The sequence below is a fragment of the Flavobacterium sp. SOK18b genome, assembly GCF_014156605.1.
Lineage (GTDB): Bacteria > Bacteroidota > Bacteroidia > Flavobacteriales > Flavobacteriaceae > Flavobacterium > Flavobacterium tiangeerense.
Genome location: NZ_QKNZ01000011.1, coordinates 77,838 through 93,970, shown reverse-complemented (window position 1 = coordinate 93,970; position 16,133 = coordinate 77,838). Strand labels below are relative to the sequence as shown.

13 protein-coding genes are annotated in these 16,133 nt (G+C 33.9%); 7 read left to right on the top strand and 6 right to left on the bottom strand.

The genetic code is table 11. The features are described 5' to 3' along the window. From DNC80_RS02710 to DNC80_RS02690, 5 genes are all read left to right on the top strand, one after another. Positions 1 to 379, top strand: a 379-nt coding sequence (locus DNC80_RS02710; RefSeq protein ID WP_182648997.1) for a hypothetical protein, incomplete at its 5' end; no start/stop codon positions are given. 205 nt (positions 380 to 584) lie between these two features. Beyond that, positions 585 to 908 (top strand): DUF3291 domain-containing protein, encoded by a 324-nt coding sequence (locus DNC80_RS02705; protein ID WP_182648995.1) that lies wholly within the window; start codon positions 585 to 587, stop codon positions 906 to 908. A 238-nt stretch (positions 909 to 1,146) separates the two neighbouring features. Further along, a complete protein-coding gene (locus tag DNC80_RS02700; RefSeq protein ID WP_182648994.1) occupies positions 1,147 to 1,605 on the top strand; it encodes a DUF4440 domain-containing protein in 459 nt (152 codons plus the stop codon). Between the two features lie 363 nt (positions 1,606 to 1,968). Further along, positions 1,969 to 2,538 (top strand): hypothetical protein, encoded by a 570-nt coding sequence (locus tag DNC80_RS02695; protein ID WP_182648992.1) that lies wholly within the window; start codon positions 1,969 to 1,971, stop codon positions 2,536 to 2,538. 795 nt (positions 2,539 to 3,333) lie between these two features. Further along, positions 3,334 to 6,585 (top strand): S41 family peptidase, encoded by a 3,252-nt coding sequence (locus DNC80_RS02690; protein ID WP_182648990.1) that lies wholly within the window; start codon positions 3,334 to 3,336, stop codon positions 6,583 to 6,585. Between the two features lie 115 nt (positions 6,586 to 6,700). Here DNC80_RS02690 and DNC80_RS02685 read toward each other — a convergent pair whose 3' ends face one another. From DNC80_RS02685 to DNC80_RS02665, 5 genes are all read right to left on the bottom strand, one after another. Then, on the bottom strand, positions 6,701 to 7,660 hold the full coding sequence (locus DNC80_RS02685) for a sodium-dependent bicarbonate transport family permease (protein WP_182648988.1): 960 nt from the start codon (positions 7,658 to 7,660) through the stop codon (positions 6,701 to 6,703). A 74-nt stretch (positions 7,661 to 7,734) separates the two neighbouring features. After that, complete coding sequence (locus DNC80_RS02680) at positions 7,735 to 8,694, bottom strand: L-threonylcarbamoyladenylate synthase (RefSeq protein WP_182648986.1); 960 nt, start codon at positions 8,692 to 8,694, stop codon at positions 7,735 to 7,737. 3 nt (positions 8,695 to 8,697) lie between these two features. Continuing rightward, the gene (locus DNC80_RS02675; protein WP_182648984.1) at positions 8,698 to 9,534 is read right to left on the bottom strand and encodes a DUF6671 family protein; all 837 of its coding nucleotides are present in this window, start codon (positions 9,532 to 9,534) and stop codon (positions 8,698 to 8,700) included. Next, on the bottom strand, positions 9,527 to 9,829 hold the full coding sequence (locus DNC80_RS02670; RefSeq protein ID WP_144893137.1) for a hypothetical protein: 303 nt from the start codon (positions 9,827 to 9,829) through the stop codon (positions 9,527 to 9,529). Before DNC80_RS02670 ends, DNC80_RS02675 begins: the two co-directional genes overlap by 8 nt. Before the next feature lie 518 nt (positions 9,830 to 10,347). After that, complete coding sequence (locus DNC80_RS02665) at positions 10,348 to 11,862, bottom strand: DUF2254 family protein (protein ID WP_182648982.1); 1,515 nt, start codon at positions 11,860 to 11,862, stop codon at positions 10,348 to 10,350. A 163-nt stretch (positions 11,863 to 12,025) separates the two neighbouring features. Between DNC80_RS02665 and DNC80_RS02660 the strand changes: the two genes are divergently transcribed. Then, positions 12,026 to 12,427 carry a DUF2721 domain-containing protein gene (locus DNC80_RS02660; RefSeq protein WP_144893133.1) on the top strand — a complete coding sequence of 134 codons (402 nt, stop codon included), beginning with the start codon at positions 12,026 to 12,028 and terminating at the stop codon, positions 12,425 to 12,427. A gap of 39 nt (positions 12,428 to 12,466) precedes the next feature. Here the strand turns inward: DNC80_RS02660 and DNC80_RS02655 are convergent, their stop codons facing one another. Further along, entirely contained in the window at positions 12,467 to 14,596 is a 2,130-nt protein-coding gene (locus DNC80_RS02655) for a TonB-dependent receptor domain-containing protein (protein WP_182648980.1), read from the bottom strand. A 142-nt stretch (positions 14,597 to 14,738) separates the two neighbouring features. Here DNC80_RS02655 and DNC80_RS02650 point away from each other — a divergent pair, with 142 nt between their 5' ends. Further along, positions 14,739 to 16,124, top strand: a complete 1,386-nt coding sequence (locus DNC80_RS02650) for a DUF1800 family protein (protein WP_182648978.1) — start codon at positions 14,739 to 14,741, stop codon at positions 16,122 to 16,124. The last annotated feature ends 9 nt before the right edge of the window (positions 16,125 to 16,133 follow it).

Genomic DNA, 16,133 nt, shown 5'->3' with positions numbered 1-16,133 from the left:
CTTTAAAATAAACTTATACTCGTGTGATAGCATAGGTATGCCAAATGTTAAAATTATTAAGAATGATATTTTTGCAAAAAAAGATAATAATAAAATATGGTCTGATGTGGATATTTCAAAATACAACATTAAGATACCTAAAAATGGCATTTATGTAGCATTCATTGTACTTGATAAAAAAGAATATAATACAGAATTTGTTGAATCAGATTTTGGTACAATTCAGGCAGTGCCATCTTTAAAACTAAAAAGAACAAGAGATATTAAAAAAAAATCATATGTAGGAACAGTAGTTTACAATGGCGATGAAATGGAAAGAAAATTTAACTGGAAAAAAATGATTGCTCGTTTTGAAATTGAAATAGAATTTGAAAAATAGAATTTTTGTTGGTGTAATAATACTTTTATTTTCGATGAATTTGTATTTCCCAGCTGTTAGAAGTGTTCTTTAAAAAACGTTCTTAAAAACTCGAGTCTGCTTTGCGAATGTCGCTGAATTAGCGCCCTAGCTAGATTCGATGGTGTTGGAAAAATGTGTTGTACCAATTTATAAGTTAGCGCTCATTGTAAAAAAACCGAAATAAATGATAGTATCAATAACTAAAATAGAGCTAAATTCTTATTCAAAACTTATTGATTTTTTTAAGTTTAATAGACAAATTATAAATCAGTTAAAAGAATCAAACTGCAAAAAATATAAAGCAACAGGAAGTTGGAATTTAAAAGTTTGGTATACAATGACTTTATGGGAAAATGAAAATCAAATTAATGACTTTTATCGTAATGGAAATCATTTAGAAGCAATGAAGCAATCAAAAAAATTTTCATCTAAAATTCAATCACATAGAATAGAAAATGACGATTTGATAAATTGGAAAGAATCAAAAAAATTATTTATTAAAAACTAATTAAATAGAAATATCGAACCGCTAACAGGCGTCACACACAAGCCAACTGTTCGATCTATTCTGTAAAAATAAGTTTTAAAAACTTTTACAATTTAAAAACTAGCCAACTCCTTGATAATAAATGCATTATTTAAAAAACGTTTTTAATACTTTGAATCAAAAATCTTTATAAATAGCAACAAGCAAAAAATTAACTTAATTTATTTATTAATCCAGCAGTTAATTTAATTTCAAAAAAATGAAAAGACGTAACACCATAATATTTACACTGTTTTTTAATTCGATAGCATTCGGTCAAGTTTCAAATGAAACACACAAAAAACAGATTGAAAAACTAGTACTCGAATCGTTTGATGAAATCTGGTCCAAATTAGAACCTAAAAACATTGAGAAATATTACACCAAAGATTTCCTGCTGTTAGAACACGGCGAAGTTTGGAATAACGATACCATTGCAACACATTTGAATAAAGCCAAACTCAATTTACCCATCCCAAAACGAGTAAACACAATTGAAATTATTGATATCAAAGTTACCAACAAAACGGCTTGGGTGGCCTACCACAACTATGCAACCATTTCTGTTGATGATAAAATTATTAGAAAAGCCCACTGGCTAGAAAGCGCTACGGCAATTTTGACTGATAAAGGCTGGAAGTTTGATATGCTGCATTCTACTAGAGTAAAAAGTGAATAAAAAAAATAATTATATACCATAGCTGTTATTAAACCAAAAATTTTGATTGGTATTTAGCTAGATACTAGACTTATAAGGCTGAAAATATAATTCTAGATATAGGAGATCAAACAATTTTAGAAATAGATTTGAATTGAGAAAGATTGCGGACACGAGCGAGTCGCATCGCGCTATCTAAACACTCAAGCTGGCGGGGGCTATTTGCAGCGTTTAATTTGTCTAGATGTTGTTAAAAGGCAATATATTTTTGTAAGAATGTTTTAATATATTTGAGCAATAAAATCAAACCTATATTAACAGCATAGATTGGGTTATTGGAATTTCGTAAACCAAGACTTAAATTATTAAAACATAACTAAAAAAATGAACTCCAATTTTTATAAGATAGTTGTAATTTTCACAATATTTTTTTCCAGCGCAATAAATGCACAACAAAAAACTGGAAAATACATAAAAGCATCAATAGGATACGGAATAAGCGTACCGTATGATGAGGTAGATATAAGTGGTTCTGGTTTTTATGTCCAAGGAGAATATGTAATTACAATGTCTAAATGGTTTAGTGCAAGACCTTATGCAGGAATTATTATAACCTCGGAAGACAAAAATGAAAACCAACAAAACTTACTTAATTATAAAGTTACTTCAAAAGCATTATTACTTGGTGGAAAAGCTCGTATCTGTGCTCCCATCCCCTATTTTGCACCTTATCTAGAGACTGGATTAGGTATCTCTGCTGGAGCATTTGAAACTATTACTCCTTCAACAAACAGCAACAAAAATGGAATAATCATGCATATTCCACTATCTATAGGACTGGCACTAGGGAAAAAACACAAAATAGATTTTGGTTTTACTTATTATTATCATCCAAGTGTAAAACAATTTTCTGGAGCAACTGCTTTAGGGATATCGTTTCCATTAAATGACTAAAAATAAACTAGCGACTCGTAAAAATATACTTAAGTCTATAATTTGAACAGGCTCGGAATGAAAAACTAGTTTATGGGTTCTAGTGTTGCAGTAAAAATCTAAAAGATCAACTAGATGATATCAAAAATAGAAATAGAAGAATTTAGGAATCGATTAAAAGAGAACACAAAAATTGGCTCCCCTAAAATCAAGATTCCAATAGGATTTTTAGGAATTTTTAGGAATAATAAGAAATGCTTTTACGGCAATTTTAATAATTCTAATTTTGTACTTACATCCAATTCTAATTTCGCCCCGGTTCTATATTTTCTAAAAGGAAATTTTAAATCTGCTGAAAACAAATTGCTTGTTAATTACAGTGTAGAACCTGTTGGGAAATTACGAATTGCTTGGATAAAATATTTCCCACTATTGATGTTAATTATGTGTAATTACTTTTTTTATTATGTCGTTATTCCTCCTAAAGAAGTGCACATTGTTTTTAATATAATCACTGTTTTGATTTCATTATTTTCAACTTGGATCTTACAAATACAGAAAAAAAAATTGAGGCGAAAATTTAATAAAATATTTGAAATAATATAATGACATCACATCGCCAGGAGACTAGATTTAAAATCAATACCATTCTTCACTTTTGAGATTATTTGCCTTTACTGAGCTGGCTAAAGACCGAGACCCAAAATAAAAAAAGTCTTCCCTTTTTCTGTTTTCTAAAATCCCAAAAAAACAAAGTAAACCTGTAACAAAATCTCAAAATAAGCTACTAAATAGAGAACCAAACTCTTATTAACTATGAATTTAAAATCATCTCTATATTGTGGCTTGTTGTTAGTAGCAAGCGCAGTATCATTCGCACAAGATGCCCTCTGGTTGCGCCATCCCGCGCTTTCTCCTGATGGCAAAAACATTGCCTTTGGCTACAAAGGCGATATTTATGTAGTCAATGCCCAAGGCGGTACCGCAGTTCCAATTACCATTCACGAAGGACATGACATGATGCCTGTGTGGAGCAAAGATGGCAAGCAAATTGCTTTTGCTAGTGACCGCTACGGTAATTTTGATGTGTTTACGCTACCCGTAACTGGAGGAACGCCTACCCGACTAACCTTTAACTCAGCCGCTGATTATCCATATGATTTTTCACCTGATAGTAAAAATGTATTATTTGGTTCTAGCCGTCAAACGAGCAACAACAACATCCATTTTTATTCGCCGCGTTTGTTCCAAAACCTTTACACAGTTGCAGCAACTGGCGGAAAACCGGTTTTGGTTACTGAGGGCGGAATAGAATATGCTCGATACAACACAGCAGGAAACCAAATTGTTTTTCAAGACCGCAAAGGATATGAAGATGCTTTACGCAAACACCACACCAGCAGTGTAACGCGTGATATTTGGGTATTTGATGTCAACAAAAAAACCTACACGCAGTTAAGCACTTTTGAAGGTGAAGACCGCGAACCAGTATACAGCAACGACAATCTACATATTTTCTTTTTGAGCGAAGCTGACGGTAGCAATCAAAACATTTTCAAGCAAAACCTTAGCGCTAAGACAGCAACGGCCATAACTACTTTCAAAAACAATCCGGTAAGACATTTAAGTGTGGCAAAAGACAATACTTTGTGCTTTTCGCAAGACGGAGAAATTTATACTTTGAAAGAAGGCCAAAGTCCACAAAAAATAAAAATTACGATCCAAAATGATGGCAAAGGCAATGTAGAGAAAAACGTACCTATTGCAGGTTCTATTTCAGAGTTTGTGCCAAGCCCGAACGGAAAAGAAATTGCAATTGTTTCTAGAGGCGAAATTTTTGTGACCAATGCCGACGGTGGAAGTACCAAAAGAATTACCAACACACCAGAGCAAGAACGCCATGTGCAATGGTCACCAGACAGCAAAACTCTTATTTACGCCTCAGAGCGTGGTGATAGTTGGGATTTATTTACGGCAAAAGTAGAACGAAAAGAGGAATCTTATTTTTACGCAGCTACTTTGATCAAAGAAGAAAAGTTAATTGCGTCTGACAAAGAAGAGTTCCTGCCTAAATTTAGCCCAGACGGAAAAGAAATTGCTTTTGTTGAAGAACGCAACATTGTTCGTGTGTATAATTTGGCGAGCAAAACCTCAAGAACTATTTTACCAGAAGGTAGAAACCACAGTTATTCTGATGGCGATTTTGGTTTCAACTGGAGTGATGATAGCAAATGGCTTTTTGTAGATGATAGCATGGGTAATTTTAATGCTACGCATACTGCGATGATCAAAGCTGATGGCTCCGAAACTAAATACCCAATTATGAGTGGTTTTGGCGAAGATGCAGCCAAACAACAAATGAAAGGCAAAGCATTAGCGTGGCTGAGCAGCAAAGAAGGTCGAAAATCATTGGCCAATCAAGGCAGTAGAGAACTTGATGTGTACGCCGTATTTTTCGATAAAAAAGACTTTGAAAATTTTAAATTATCCAAAGAAGAAGCGGCACTTGCCAAAGAAATAAAAGATAAAGAAAAAGAAGCTGAAGACAAAAAAACTGCTGCTAGTACTGATAAAAACAAGAAAGAGACTCCTAAAAAAGAGGAAGTTGTAGTTTGGAATCCTGATTTGACTGATCTTGAAACCAGAAAAGTTCGTGTTACGATTAACAGCTCATCTATCGCTGATTTTGTATTTAATGATGACGGAAGTAAACTGTTCTATTTAGCGTCTTTTGAAAAAGGATTCGACCTTTGGGTAACCGATACTAAAACAAAAGAGACTAAGATTTTAGCCAAACTAGGATCATCTCCAAGTACTTTATTTTTGAGTAAGGACAACAAAACATTGTTTGTACGAAACGAAGGAGGCTTATCGAAAATTGATACGGAAGGCGGAAAAATTACTGGAATCCCTGTATCTGCAGAGATGGTTTTAAATACCGAAGCAGAACGTAACTATATTTTCAACCATATGTGGAGGCAAACCGCTAAGAAATTTTACGACCCCAAATTACATGGCGTAGATTGGAAAATGTACAAAGATACGTATGCTAAATTTTTACCACACATCAATAACAACTATGATTTCCAAGAATTATTGAGTGAAATTTTAGGAGAACTGAACGCCTCGCACACTGGTGGACGTTACAGTGCAAGTTTCCCTAATATGGATGTAACGGCTTGTTTGGGATTATTATACGATGAAAAAAACGCCGCTGACGGTTTAAAAGTAACAGAGGTTATTGTAGGCGGACCTTTTGATAAAACAGGCTCAAAGCTAAAAGCAGGTGCAACTATCAATAAAATTGACAAAGAACCAATTACTGCAGCTACAGATTGGGCTAAGTTTTTGAACAGAAGAACGGGTAAACTAATCCTAATTTCAGGTGTGGACGCGAATGGTGTAGCGTTTCAAGAAAGTGTAAAACCAATTTCATTTGGCGAAGAATCGGGCTTAATGTACAACCGTTGGATTCGTAAAATGAATCAGATTACGGAAAAATTGAGTAATGGTAAAGTAGGCTACGTGCACGTACAAGGTATGAATGACGGTAGTTTTAGAGAAGTTTTTGACCAAGTAATGGGTAAAAATTTCGAAAAAGAAGCTTTGATTGTTGACACTCGTTTTAATGGTGGTGGCTGGTTACACGACGATTTAAATACGTTATTGAGTGGCAAACGCTACCTTGAATTTGCACCACAAGGCAATCGCTTGAAAGATGCAGAACCATTAGGAAGATGGACCAAACCTAGTTGTGTATTAATGGGGGAAGGCAATTATTCAGACGCTTTCATTTTCCCATACGTGTACAAGCAAAACGGAATCGGAAAATTAATAGGAATGGGCGTTCCAGGAACAGGAACAGCTGTTTGGTGGGAAACTCAAATTGATCCTTCTTTAGTTTTCGGAATTCCAATGGTAGCTACTATCGGAAAAGAAAACAGACCTACTGAAAATTTACAGGTAAATCCAGATATTCCAGTTGCTATGAAATACGAAGATTATTTGAACGGACAAGACAAACAATTAGAAAAAGCTGTTGAAGAAATGCTTAAAACGATTAAGTAATCATTCTGTTCCTAGAAGGTAATTTCATTGAAAAAAATGAGAATATAGTAGAACCAAAAAAAAGAGGTAGCTCAAAAAGCTACCTCTTTTTTTTACTCAATAATTGGGACCGAAATTAACATTGAATAATAGCAAAATATATTGGCATCCCAAAAGTGATGTTAAAAGGGAATGTTACTGCTAAAGCCATCGGTAAAAATATTCCTGGGTTTGCTTTAGGAACAGCAATTTTCATGGCCGCTGGAACAGCAATGTACGACGCGCTTGCCGCAAGTACAGCAAAGATGAAACGGTTACCAACATCCTCTGTTACAAAGTGACTTAGATAGGCTACAACACTTCCATTGATTATTGGTATCACAACAGCAAAGGCAAAACTGAACCAGCCACTTTTAAAGAAATCCCCCAATTTACGACCACTTACAATTCCCATATCAAGCAGAAACAAAGCTAAAAATCCTTTGAAAATATCGGTGGTAAAGGGTTTAATACCTAAAGCTTGTTGCTCACTCGCCAAAAAACCAATGAACAAACTCCCTAGAATTAACAACACACTTCCGTTTGTAAAAGAATGGGTAATAATAGTTGACATTTTTGTTTTTAAAACGTTCTCGGTACTAAACAATCTAATTAAGATGACACCAACAATAATAGCCGGAGCTTCCATCAATGCCATCACAGCAACCATATGACCACTAAAGGTGTAATTTTGTAATTCTAAAAAGGAAACCGCGGTTACAAAAGTTACTGCACTTACAGATCCATAAGTAGCAGCAATGGCTCCCGCATTCTCAATGCTGTATTTTTTCTTTAAAATAAAAAAAGAATACAAGGGTATGATTAAAGCAATTGAGACCCCAAAAAATATGGACCATACAATATCAATAGTAAAATGACTGTGAGCTAGCTCTTGACCGCCTTTAAAACCAATGGCAAATAACAGGTATAAAGAAATAAACTTGGAACTTCCCTCAGGGATTTGCAAATCACTTTTGACCAATACCGCTATGATTCCAAGTACAAAAAATAATAATGCTGGATTCGTTAAATTATCAATTAATAAATTTAAATTCATTCGTTAGTTGTTTTATAATTACATGAATTATCATGCAATCGAATTGATATAATTGTTTATTAGTGTTCTAAAAATTACTTTTTGGTAGCTCGTTGTAATCTGTCATTAATGGCTTTACCGTGTCCGATATCTGGGAAACGCTCTGCTAGAATAACATCTAGATTTTTTTCATCCAATCTGTGTAATGCAGCATATAATCCTGAAGCGGCCTCTAACATTGAACCCGAAATTGACAAAACTTCTTGGGCACAAATAGATGGATTTTGAATCTCTTGCTTAAAAGTCAAGACTCCCACTCTTTGATTTGCAAATTTGGCTACATCTGCACTTATCGTATCTGTAAGGTACGTGGTAGTATTAGGTGCGTAATGACGTGACAACATTCCTGGCGCAGGTGGTGCTTTTTCGTCATGCGCTATTGTTTTAAGTGGACCAATGATGGCTTCTAAGTCCTCTATTGCTAGTGATCCCAAACGATACAGAATGGGTTCACCATCTTCAAACCCTATAATTGTAGATTCAATTCCTCTTTCACAACTACCACCGTCTAAAATCATAGGTAATTTATTTTCAAAATAATGCGCAACATGAACCGCTTGAGTAGGACTTATAGATCCAAAAGGATTCGCGCTGGGTGCAGCCAATGGAAAATCCAGTTGCTCTAAAAGTGATAAAGTAATCTTATGATTAGGAACCCTTACCGCTACTGTATCTTTACCGGCAGTAACCAAATCTGGAACATGAGGTTGCTTTTTTAACACCATAGTTAGTGGTCCAGGCCAAAAAGCATTTGCAAGTAGCATTGCTTTTTCGGGAATTTCTCTAGCTATAGATGGTAAACTTTCAATAGATTTTATATGAACAATAAGCGGGTTAAAAGAAGGTCTTTCTTTTATACTGAAAATAGATGCTATTGCTTTTGGACTAAAAATATTTCCTGCTAATCCGTATACCGTTTCAGTAGGAATAGCTATCACTTCATCTTGATTTAATAAAGCAACAGCTCTTTGAATGGAATTGTTTATTATACTCATTATTTAGGGGTTACAGTAATCACAAAAAGTAGGTTCTTCGGTCATTTTTTGATACGGAAAATTGATTTCGTGCGTATATTGGCATTTTTTGCAACAATATATATGGCTCAAAGTAGACTGAGTAGGATTTGCACACCAAGAACATGGCAAACCGGGATTAGCGCTGGTCACTACAAAACCTGGAGTCATGCACTCAGGACATATAGATTGTATGGATTGCAACAATTTTTGTGTAGCGACCTCAATAACTTTCATCCGTGTGGGATTGTAATGGGCACGCATATCTGTTTCGGCGTACACCGTACCAAACACTTCCATGATATAGTTGTAATATTTTTTTAAATCCTCTTCAGTTGTTATACCTTTAATTACTGCTTTATCATTAGAGGCACTACTTCGCAAAATAATTGCATGTGACGGGAAATGAACTTTATGGGCAAATGCAGTCAGTGCCTCATAACTTGCAACAGCCTCACCGTAAAAATTAGTATCTAAACTGAGTTCTCTAACGATTATTTCAAGATCATTTTTTTTATCTATGAAAATCAGAAATTCTTCATCCGCTTGTGCAAAAAATAAAGAAGGATGAGCACCAAAAGAGCCTTCGCTAGCAAGACCTAAATCACAATCAAAAGCTTCCATCGCGGCTAGACATTTTTCCCGAACAGTTGCCACAGCCGATTCCTTTCGCTTAATTTCTCCTGAAAAAGTACCAAAAACATCCGTATCAAAATTAGAAGGCACAAAACAAGAAACGCCTAATCCATTTTCAAGAATGGGTGCAATAACCCTTTCCTTGTGGTGCTTTGTGGCAATTAGTAACGTTCTGCCATTAAACATCCGCCTCTTGTTTGAGTCTAGGTTGCATTTCAATTTGAATTACACCGTTTACACATAATTCCATATTTTTTGCATCGGCTTCTTTAATCAGTTCTTTGATATAATCAGACGCTTCTTGTAATGTTTCTTTCCTTCTCTTAGAATGCAAATGGTCTTGGTCAAACCTAATTTCATTGCTAAATTGCTCTAAGTTGTGGTAATTGATTTTACTATTAATCAACGAGAACAATACTTTTCCGGCTTCCGTTGGCTCAAATTGACCTTCGACTAATTTAAATTGGTACTCTTTTTTCATGATTATTCTAAATTATTTTGTTTTGATAAAATGTACACGCTGTACACTATTCCTAAACCTAAAATCAAAATAAAAAATACATTTTGAGGCGCTAGGAGGTTCAGCAAAAAACTTGTCAACAACCAGAGCGCAGCAACAAGTAAACTTCCGTTAATTTTAAATTTAGTTCTCATACAGACACATTTGTTTAGTGCTGCAAATGTATCATGGATATATTATAAATTTTTATTTATATTTATAATGACATCCATAAAATAAATTAATGAGTACAAACATGAATGGTGGTGAAAATCATATAGAATTGATTTTCGAATGAAAATTTTACAAATTAGCAGGTGATAATTGGATAGAAATTAAATATAGAAGTTTTAAAAACAATAAATTTCACAAAAAAAGTAAAAAATTTGGGTAAACGGTACCAGGAAGCAGCATAAATTGAGAACCAATTGCGCCAATCTATTTTGGTGTTATATTTATATAGAAAAATATGAAGACAATTTAATACTAGATTTAAAACCTTAGTAATCATAGGCGTTTAAATAGGCAATAGCATCTGATTGAACCGAAGCAATTGCATCATTATCACTAACGCGATTCGTCTCATAAAAAGGCAAAATTTCTTTTTGCTGTAATCTCAAAATTTGCTGTTTTGCTTTTTTTCTAAATTGGGATAACTCATTCTCAATTGTGAATAGCTTTTCCTTTGATATTTTCAGCGTACCGTTAGCATGATTGGTTAGGTTATAAATATCTGACAGTTCCATTTCCTCCACTTGTTGAATTAAAATTTTCAAATGGAATGGATTTTCAACTAATGGGAGTATGATTCTAATAGATCGGATGATTCGTTTGATTACAGTGGGATCTTCCTTGCCCCATTGAAAAATTTGATCGTAACAAAAATCGATAAACTCCTCAAAGTTGAATTCATTTACTTGTATATGCTCCGATTTAAGTGACTTAGCATCAGTTGATGGAAACTCTTTCATTGCTAACTCCTTTGCAATTTCCCCAATTTGGTCTATACAATTCAGGCAGGTTGTGGGATCATTTACCGCTGGTGAAATGGCTTTTATGGCTATATCAACTAGTTTTCGAACACCAAAATTGATGTCTTGAGTGTGGCTTCTAAATTGTTCTACCTTAAATGCGTTTTTCACAATGGCGCCTACTTCTTTTTGCAACTCTTGAACTTGAGCTGGAGTAAGATTTTGGTCAAAAACTAATGTTAACAAGGTAGTTGTCCCTTTCATAATAAACTCCCCAACGATAGGTTTTTGGTATGCATTTTCAAAACAAAATCCTACTTCAGATTGCAATACATACTCCGTAACCTTTTTGAGTTTATCATAATTAACGCTATCTAAATACCCAGAATCAAAAGGACTCACAACAGATACCTTGAATTTGTCTGGATAAATTATGGCCCGTTTATACAACAGATTTTTTCCTAAACACCAGTTCTCTTGGTATAGACTATTAATTTCCTCAATCATATCCACTTTGATCCTATTGGTAATACTGGATACATTCATATTGATACTCAAATAGGTAATCATGTTAGGGTAAGACCAAGACAAACCGTAAAAAGCCAATAAAGTCCCCACAGAAAGTGTTACCAAAAATGGAGTATTCGGGCAAAAAACAGAAGCAAATTGCGGCAAAATACACAGTGAAATGGTTCCCACAAAAAGACCTATAAATTTTTGCATTTTAAAATCATTAATCAAAAAATGTCTTAAAATGCGTGGCGAAAATTGTGATGAAGCCAGTTGCATGACTACAAAAATGACCGAAAATGTAGTGAGCGATATACCTATTAGAATCGAAATCAACACATTCGTCACAGAGATGAGCCTAGTGTAAGTATCTAAAATATCAATATTAAAAATAGTCCCAAAATCTACTGAATATTCTAAAATCATTACAGCCGAACCTATAACTACTGCATATAAAACTCCTAGAAAAGTACCTAAATCTTTTAGTTGGTGAATCAATATGTTTTTTAACTTGTATTTTAATGTTTGCGGCATACCTTATTATTAAGAAAGTAAAATTAATATAAATGATGATATAAATCCTGATGGCTGGTAATTTTAGTAATTTTGTAAAAAGAATTAATGCTAAAATAAAAGCATGAGTTTTTTTAAGAATCCATATTTGCATTTTTAAACCTTTTTCAAACAGTAAGCTCAAATGATTTTACAAATAGAAACTCCTGCACTCCTTTTTGGCGCAACATCATTAATATTATTAGCCTACACAAATCGGTTCTTGACCATTGCAACTATTGTTCGCGGACTAAAGAAAACTTATAAAGAAAAAGAAAACAACTTGATTTTACTGGAAATAAAAAACCTCAACTTGCGCCTTACCTTAATTAGAAACATGCAAATGGCTGGTGTTTTAAGTCTTTTTTTGAGCGTATTTGCAATGTTGCTGTTGTTTTTACAACAACAAACAGCAGGTATATACCTATTTGGCCTTAGCTTGCTAGGTTTACTGGTATCCTTGGCTTTATCATTTTGGGAAATCAGTATTTCTGTGAATGCTTTGCGCTTGCATTTAAGTGATTTGGTTCAAAAAGAAACTCCATAAAAAAAGCTGTAACATGATGTACAGCTTTTTAGAAATTGTTTATTGGTTGATTAAACCGCCTTCTTCTTTTTTCTCGTTGTTTAATAAACTCGGATTTTCCTTTGCCAATTTGTTCTTAGTTGGTATTTTGTAGTTCAAACTAAAACCAAATTTTCTCGTGTCTTGCTTACTGCTTATGAGTAAAGGCGTCTCAAAGGAATTGAATGCATTTCTATTCGTATTCAAAATATCATCAGCAAAAAGAGATACTATCAACTGATCTTTTAAGAATTTTTTCGAAAAAGTAAAGTCTAATGAATTTCTAAGGGGCTCTACCGCAATAAAGTAAAAGTAATTTCCTCTTGGAATAACGTAATTATAATTGGCAACAAATTTTACTTTTTTGGGCAAAAGTATCTGAGACATAAAATTAAACATCCAAAAACCATTTGTATCTACTTTAGGAATTTGATGGTATTGGTAGCCCGCATAGACGTATAAAAAATTCATGGTATCAGGATTTACGTTCATTTTCATAGTTTCGGCTAGGCCTTTGGTAAACAACATATAGGGAATAGGCATTCCTACACTAAAATTATGAATCTTAACTTCTGGAATATTTTCATTTGTATTAACTACACGATTATTAGTAAGTAAAACTCTATTGATCACTTGGTTTTTTGCCACACTCATGTTGTAGCTTATAAATGCGTAATCAAAAGCACTCAATTTAACTTCATAATTATCAAAAATGGTAGGCTGCAAGTTAGGGTTACCAGAATATGCAACATTAGGGTTTTGATAATTAGTATTATTGGGGTTCAATGCCGATGTGCTTGGTAACGTAATTTTTTTGTTATAGTTCATATTAAAATTAATGGCATTACTAAAATTGTACTGCGCACTTGCATTGGGGAAAAACCTGAACTGATTAAATTCTGCTAGTTTTGAAACATCAGTATTTCCAGTAATTTTATAATCTTCGGCTCTACCACCTAGAATAAAATTAACTTTATCAAATTTAGTTTGAAATTCTAAGTAAGTTGAAGCAGTTCTACGCTTGTAATCTAAGTTGGTTACACCTCTATTTGAAGCATCAAACAAAAGCTCTTCATACAAGGCTCCTACATTCAGTTTACCTTCATCAGAGAAAGCAATCGGTTGAGAGTAATCTACTTTTGCATTCAACAACTCTTGTTGTGAAGCATTGTCTAATAATGGAGTTGTGGAACCGGCTGGAGCCAATTGAAATTCATTTGAATTGCTGTTATAGTTGAATTTAAACTCCAGTTTTTTGGCTGCATTATCAAACTTTTTTTGATAGGTAATTACCGCGTCATGACGAAAACCACCGCTCATTGAAGCATCATCTGTAGTGAAACCAGGACCATTTGAAAGCGTTTGACTGTTATTATTATTGTGCGTCAAATCATAATTAAGGAGTAATCTATCTTTACCAATATCAAAAGTAAGCGCTGATTTTACATAATTATTTCTCCCCACACGATCAGCTTCTGTTGCTGTTAGTAAAGCACTACCGCCGTTTTCTTCATTTTTTAAGGAAGTCCATAAAGCACTTTCTCTATAATTTTGACCCAAGTTTAATTGCCATCCAAAATATTTATTCTTGGCACTCAATAACACGCTATTGTTCATTCTCCAGCGCACATCATCATAACTGGTAAAACTGCTGCTGTTAGTATATGTAGCACTCAAATAATTTTTCGCGTTTTTGTTGGTAATAATGTTAAGGATTGCACCACCTGAAGTAGCAGGGAATTCTGCTCCTGGCTGTGTAATAATTTCAATTTTTTCAATAGCATTTGCTGGCATTCCCTCTAGGAAAGCATTTAGTTCATTGGTCGAAATATTAAGTGGCCTTCCATCCATAAACACATCCAGTTGCTTCCCTTGAAACATCATACCGGCAATATCTGATGCTATTAAACCTGGTAATTTTTTAATTCCTTCTAGCACAGAACCCGTATTTAAGCTTGGTTGATCAGAAAAGTTAAAAATGGTTCGGTCTGCTTTTTGCTCCACTGCTTTTTTAGTTTTTACAATGGTTACTTCTTTCAACTCTGTAGTTTTTTCTGTTTCGGTTTCAGGAATTTTCTCAGGAGTTGTTTGAGCCATACTGCCCGTCATACAAATCAAACTCAACAAAATAATAAAATGTATCTTTTTCATGTTTTTTATATCAGATACCCCATAAGACATCTTTATAAAGGAAATGTTACAAAATTGACAATTTGATTTTTCTTATTAGTAGATTAATGTTGTACGGTTAAACCTTTTTTAGAACAACATGTCCTACTGTAAACAACTCTATATGAACGCACAAACACTCTGGTCTTTACGACTTGGTTTTTCCTCAAAGCAAGCCGAAAAAATACAAAATATGGGAATTAATTCATTTCTAGAGGCTTCGTTTGCAACGTTACATGATCATAAAGTTCCTGATTTTATGGTTGACAGCCCAAAATCTATAACCGAATTACAACAATATAGAAAAAAACTTAAAGATTACAGCCCAGAACAAATAAAAGAATTGCGTAAAAAAGAAGCACAAACTGCACTCGAATTGAAGAGTTGGTGGATTGATAAAATGCAAAACGAAACCTATCCGCTACGCGAAAAAATGACCTGTTTTTGGCACAATCATTTTGTATCAACACTGCAAAAAGTAAAGGTCAATTATTGGGTTTTTCAACACAATCAAATTCTTAGAGAAAACGCATTTGGAAACTTCAAAACTTTGACAAAAACGATTATTCAAAGCAATGCTATGGTGCGCTACCTTGACAATGTAGACAACAGAAAAGGTAAAATAAATGAAAATTTAAGTCGGGAATTACTAGAATTGTTCACATTAGGCATTGGAAATTATACTGAAACAGACATAAAAGGTGGCGCTAAAGGCCTTGCTGGACTTGGTGTGGGCGAAGACCAAGCAATATACCGAACCTTTTTTGAAGATAATGAGGCTTTTAGCTATCTAGGCAAAAAAGGAAGTTTTAAAATTGATGCGATGATAGACCTTATTTTTGAACAGCCTCAAATTCCTTATTTGTTGACTCGCAAAATTCTAAAATGGTTTATTTATGACAACCCAAATGAAGAATTAGTTACGTATTATGGAGACTATTTCAGAAAATTAAACTTTGAAATACAGCCCTTACTTTTAAAAATTTTCACCGAAGAGTATCCTAAACAAACGGCGGGCTCCAAAATAAAAAACCCATTAGAATACAGCCTACAAATATTTCACGAACTTGGAATCAAAAATACAAACACAAAAATGATTGCACTTTTTTGTAGGCAACAAGGAATGGATTTGATGGACCAACCCAATGTAAAAGGATGGGATGGCGGAAATTCATGGTTAACATCCCAAGTGTACTTACAACGCAATAATGTAGCAGATTTACTTTGTAACGGAAAAAATTTAAACCGGAATTTTAATGCTGAAATGAAGGGAAATAAAAGTGCTGATAAAACGGTTAACCTCCAATTAAAATGGAATAAAACGGATACCAATAAAACGATCATCAATGCATTTGAAAACCAATTATTATTCCAGATTGATGACGTCATGAAGGCCGATTTTGAAAAAATATTGAAATATGATTTTGATGGTTTTCTTGAAGGCTCACAATTTGCAGTGCTGCGATTAGTAAATTTCATGATAAAAACTCCAGAATTCCAACTTATCTAAAGCTAGCAT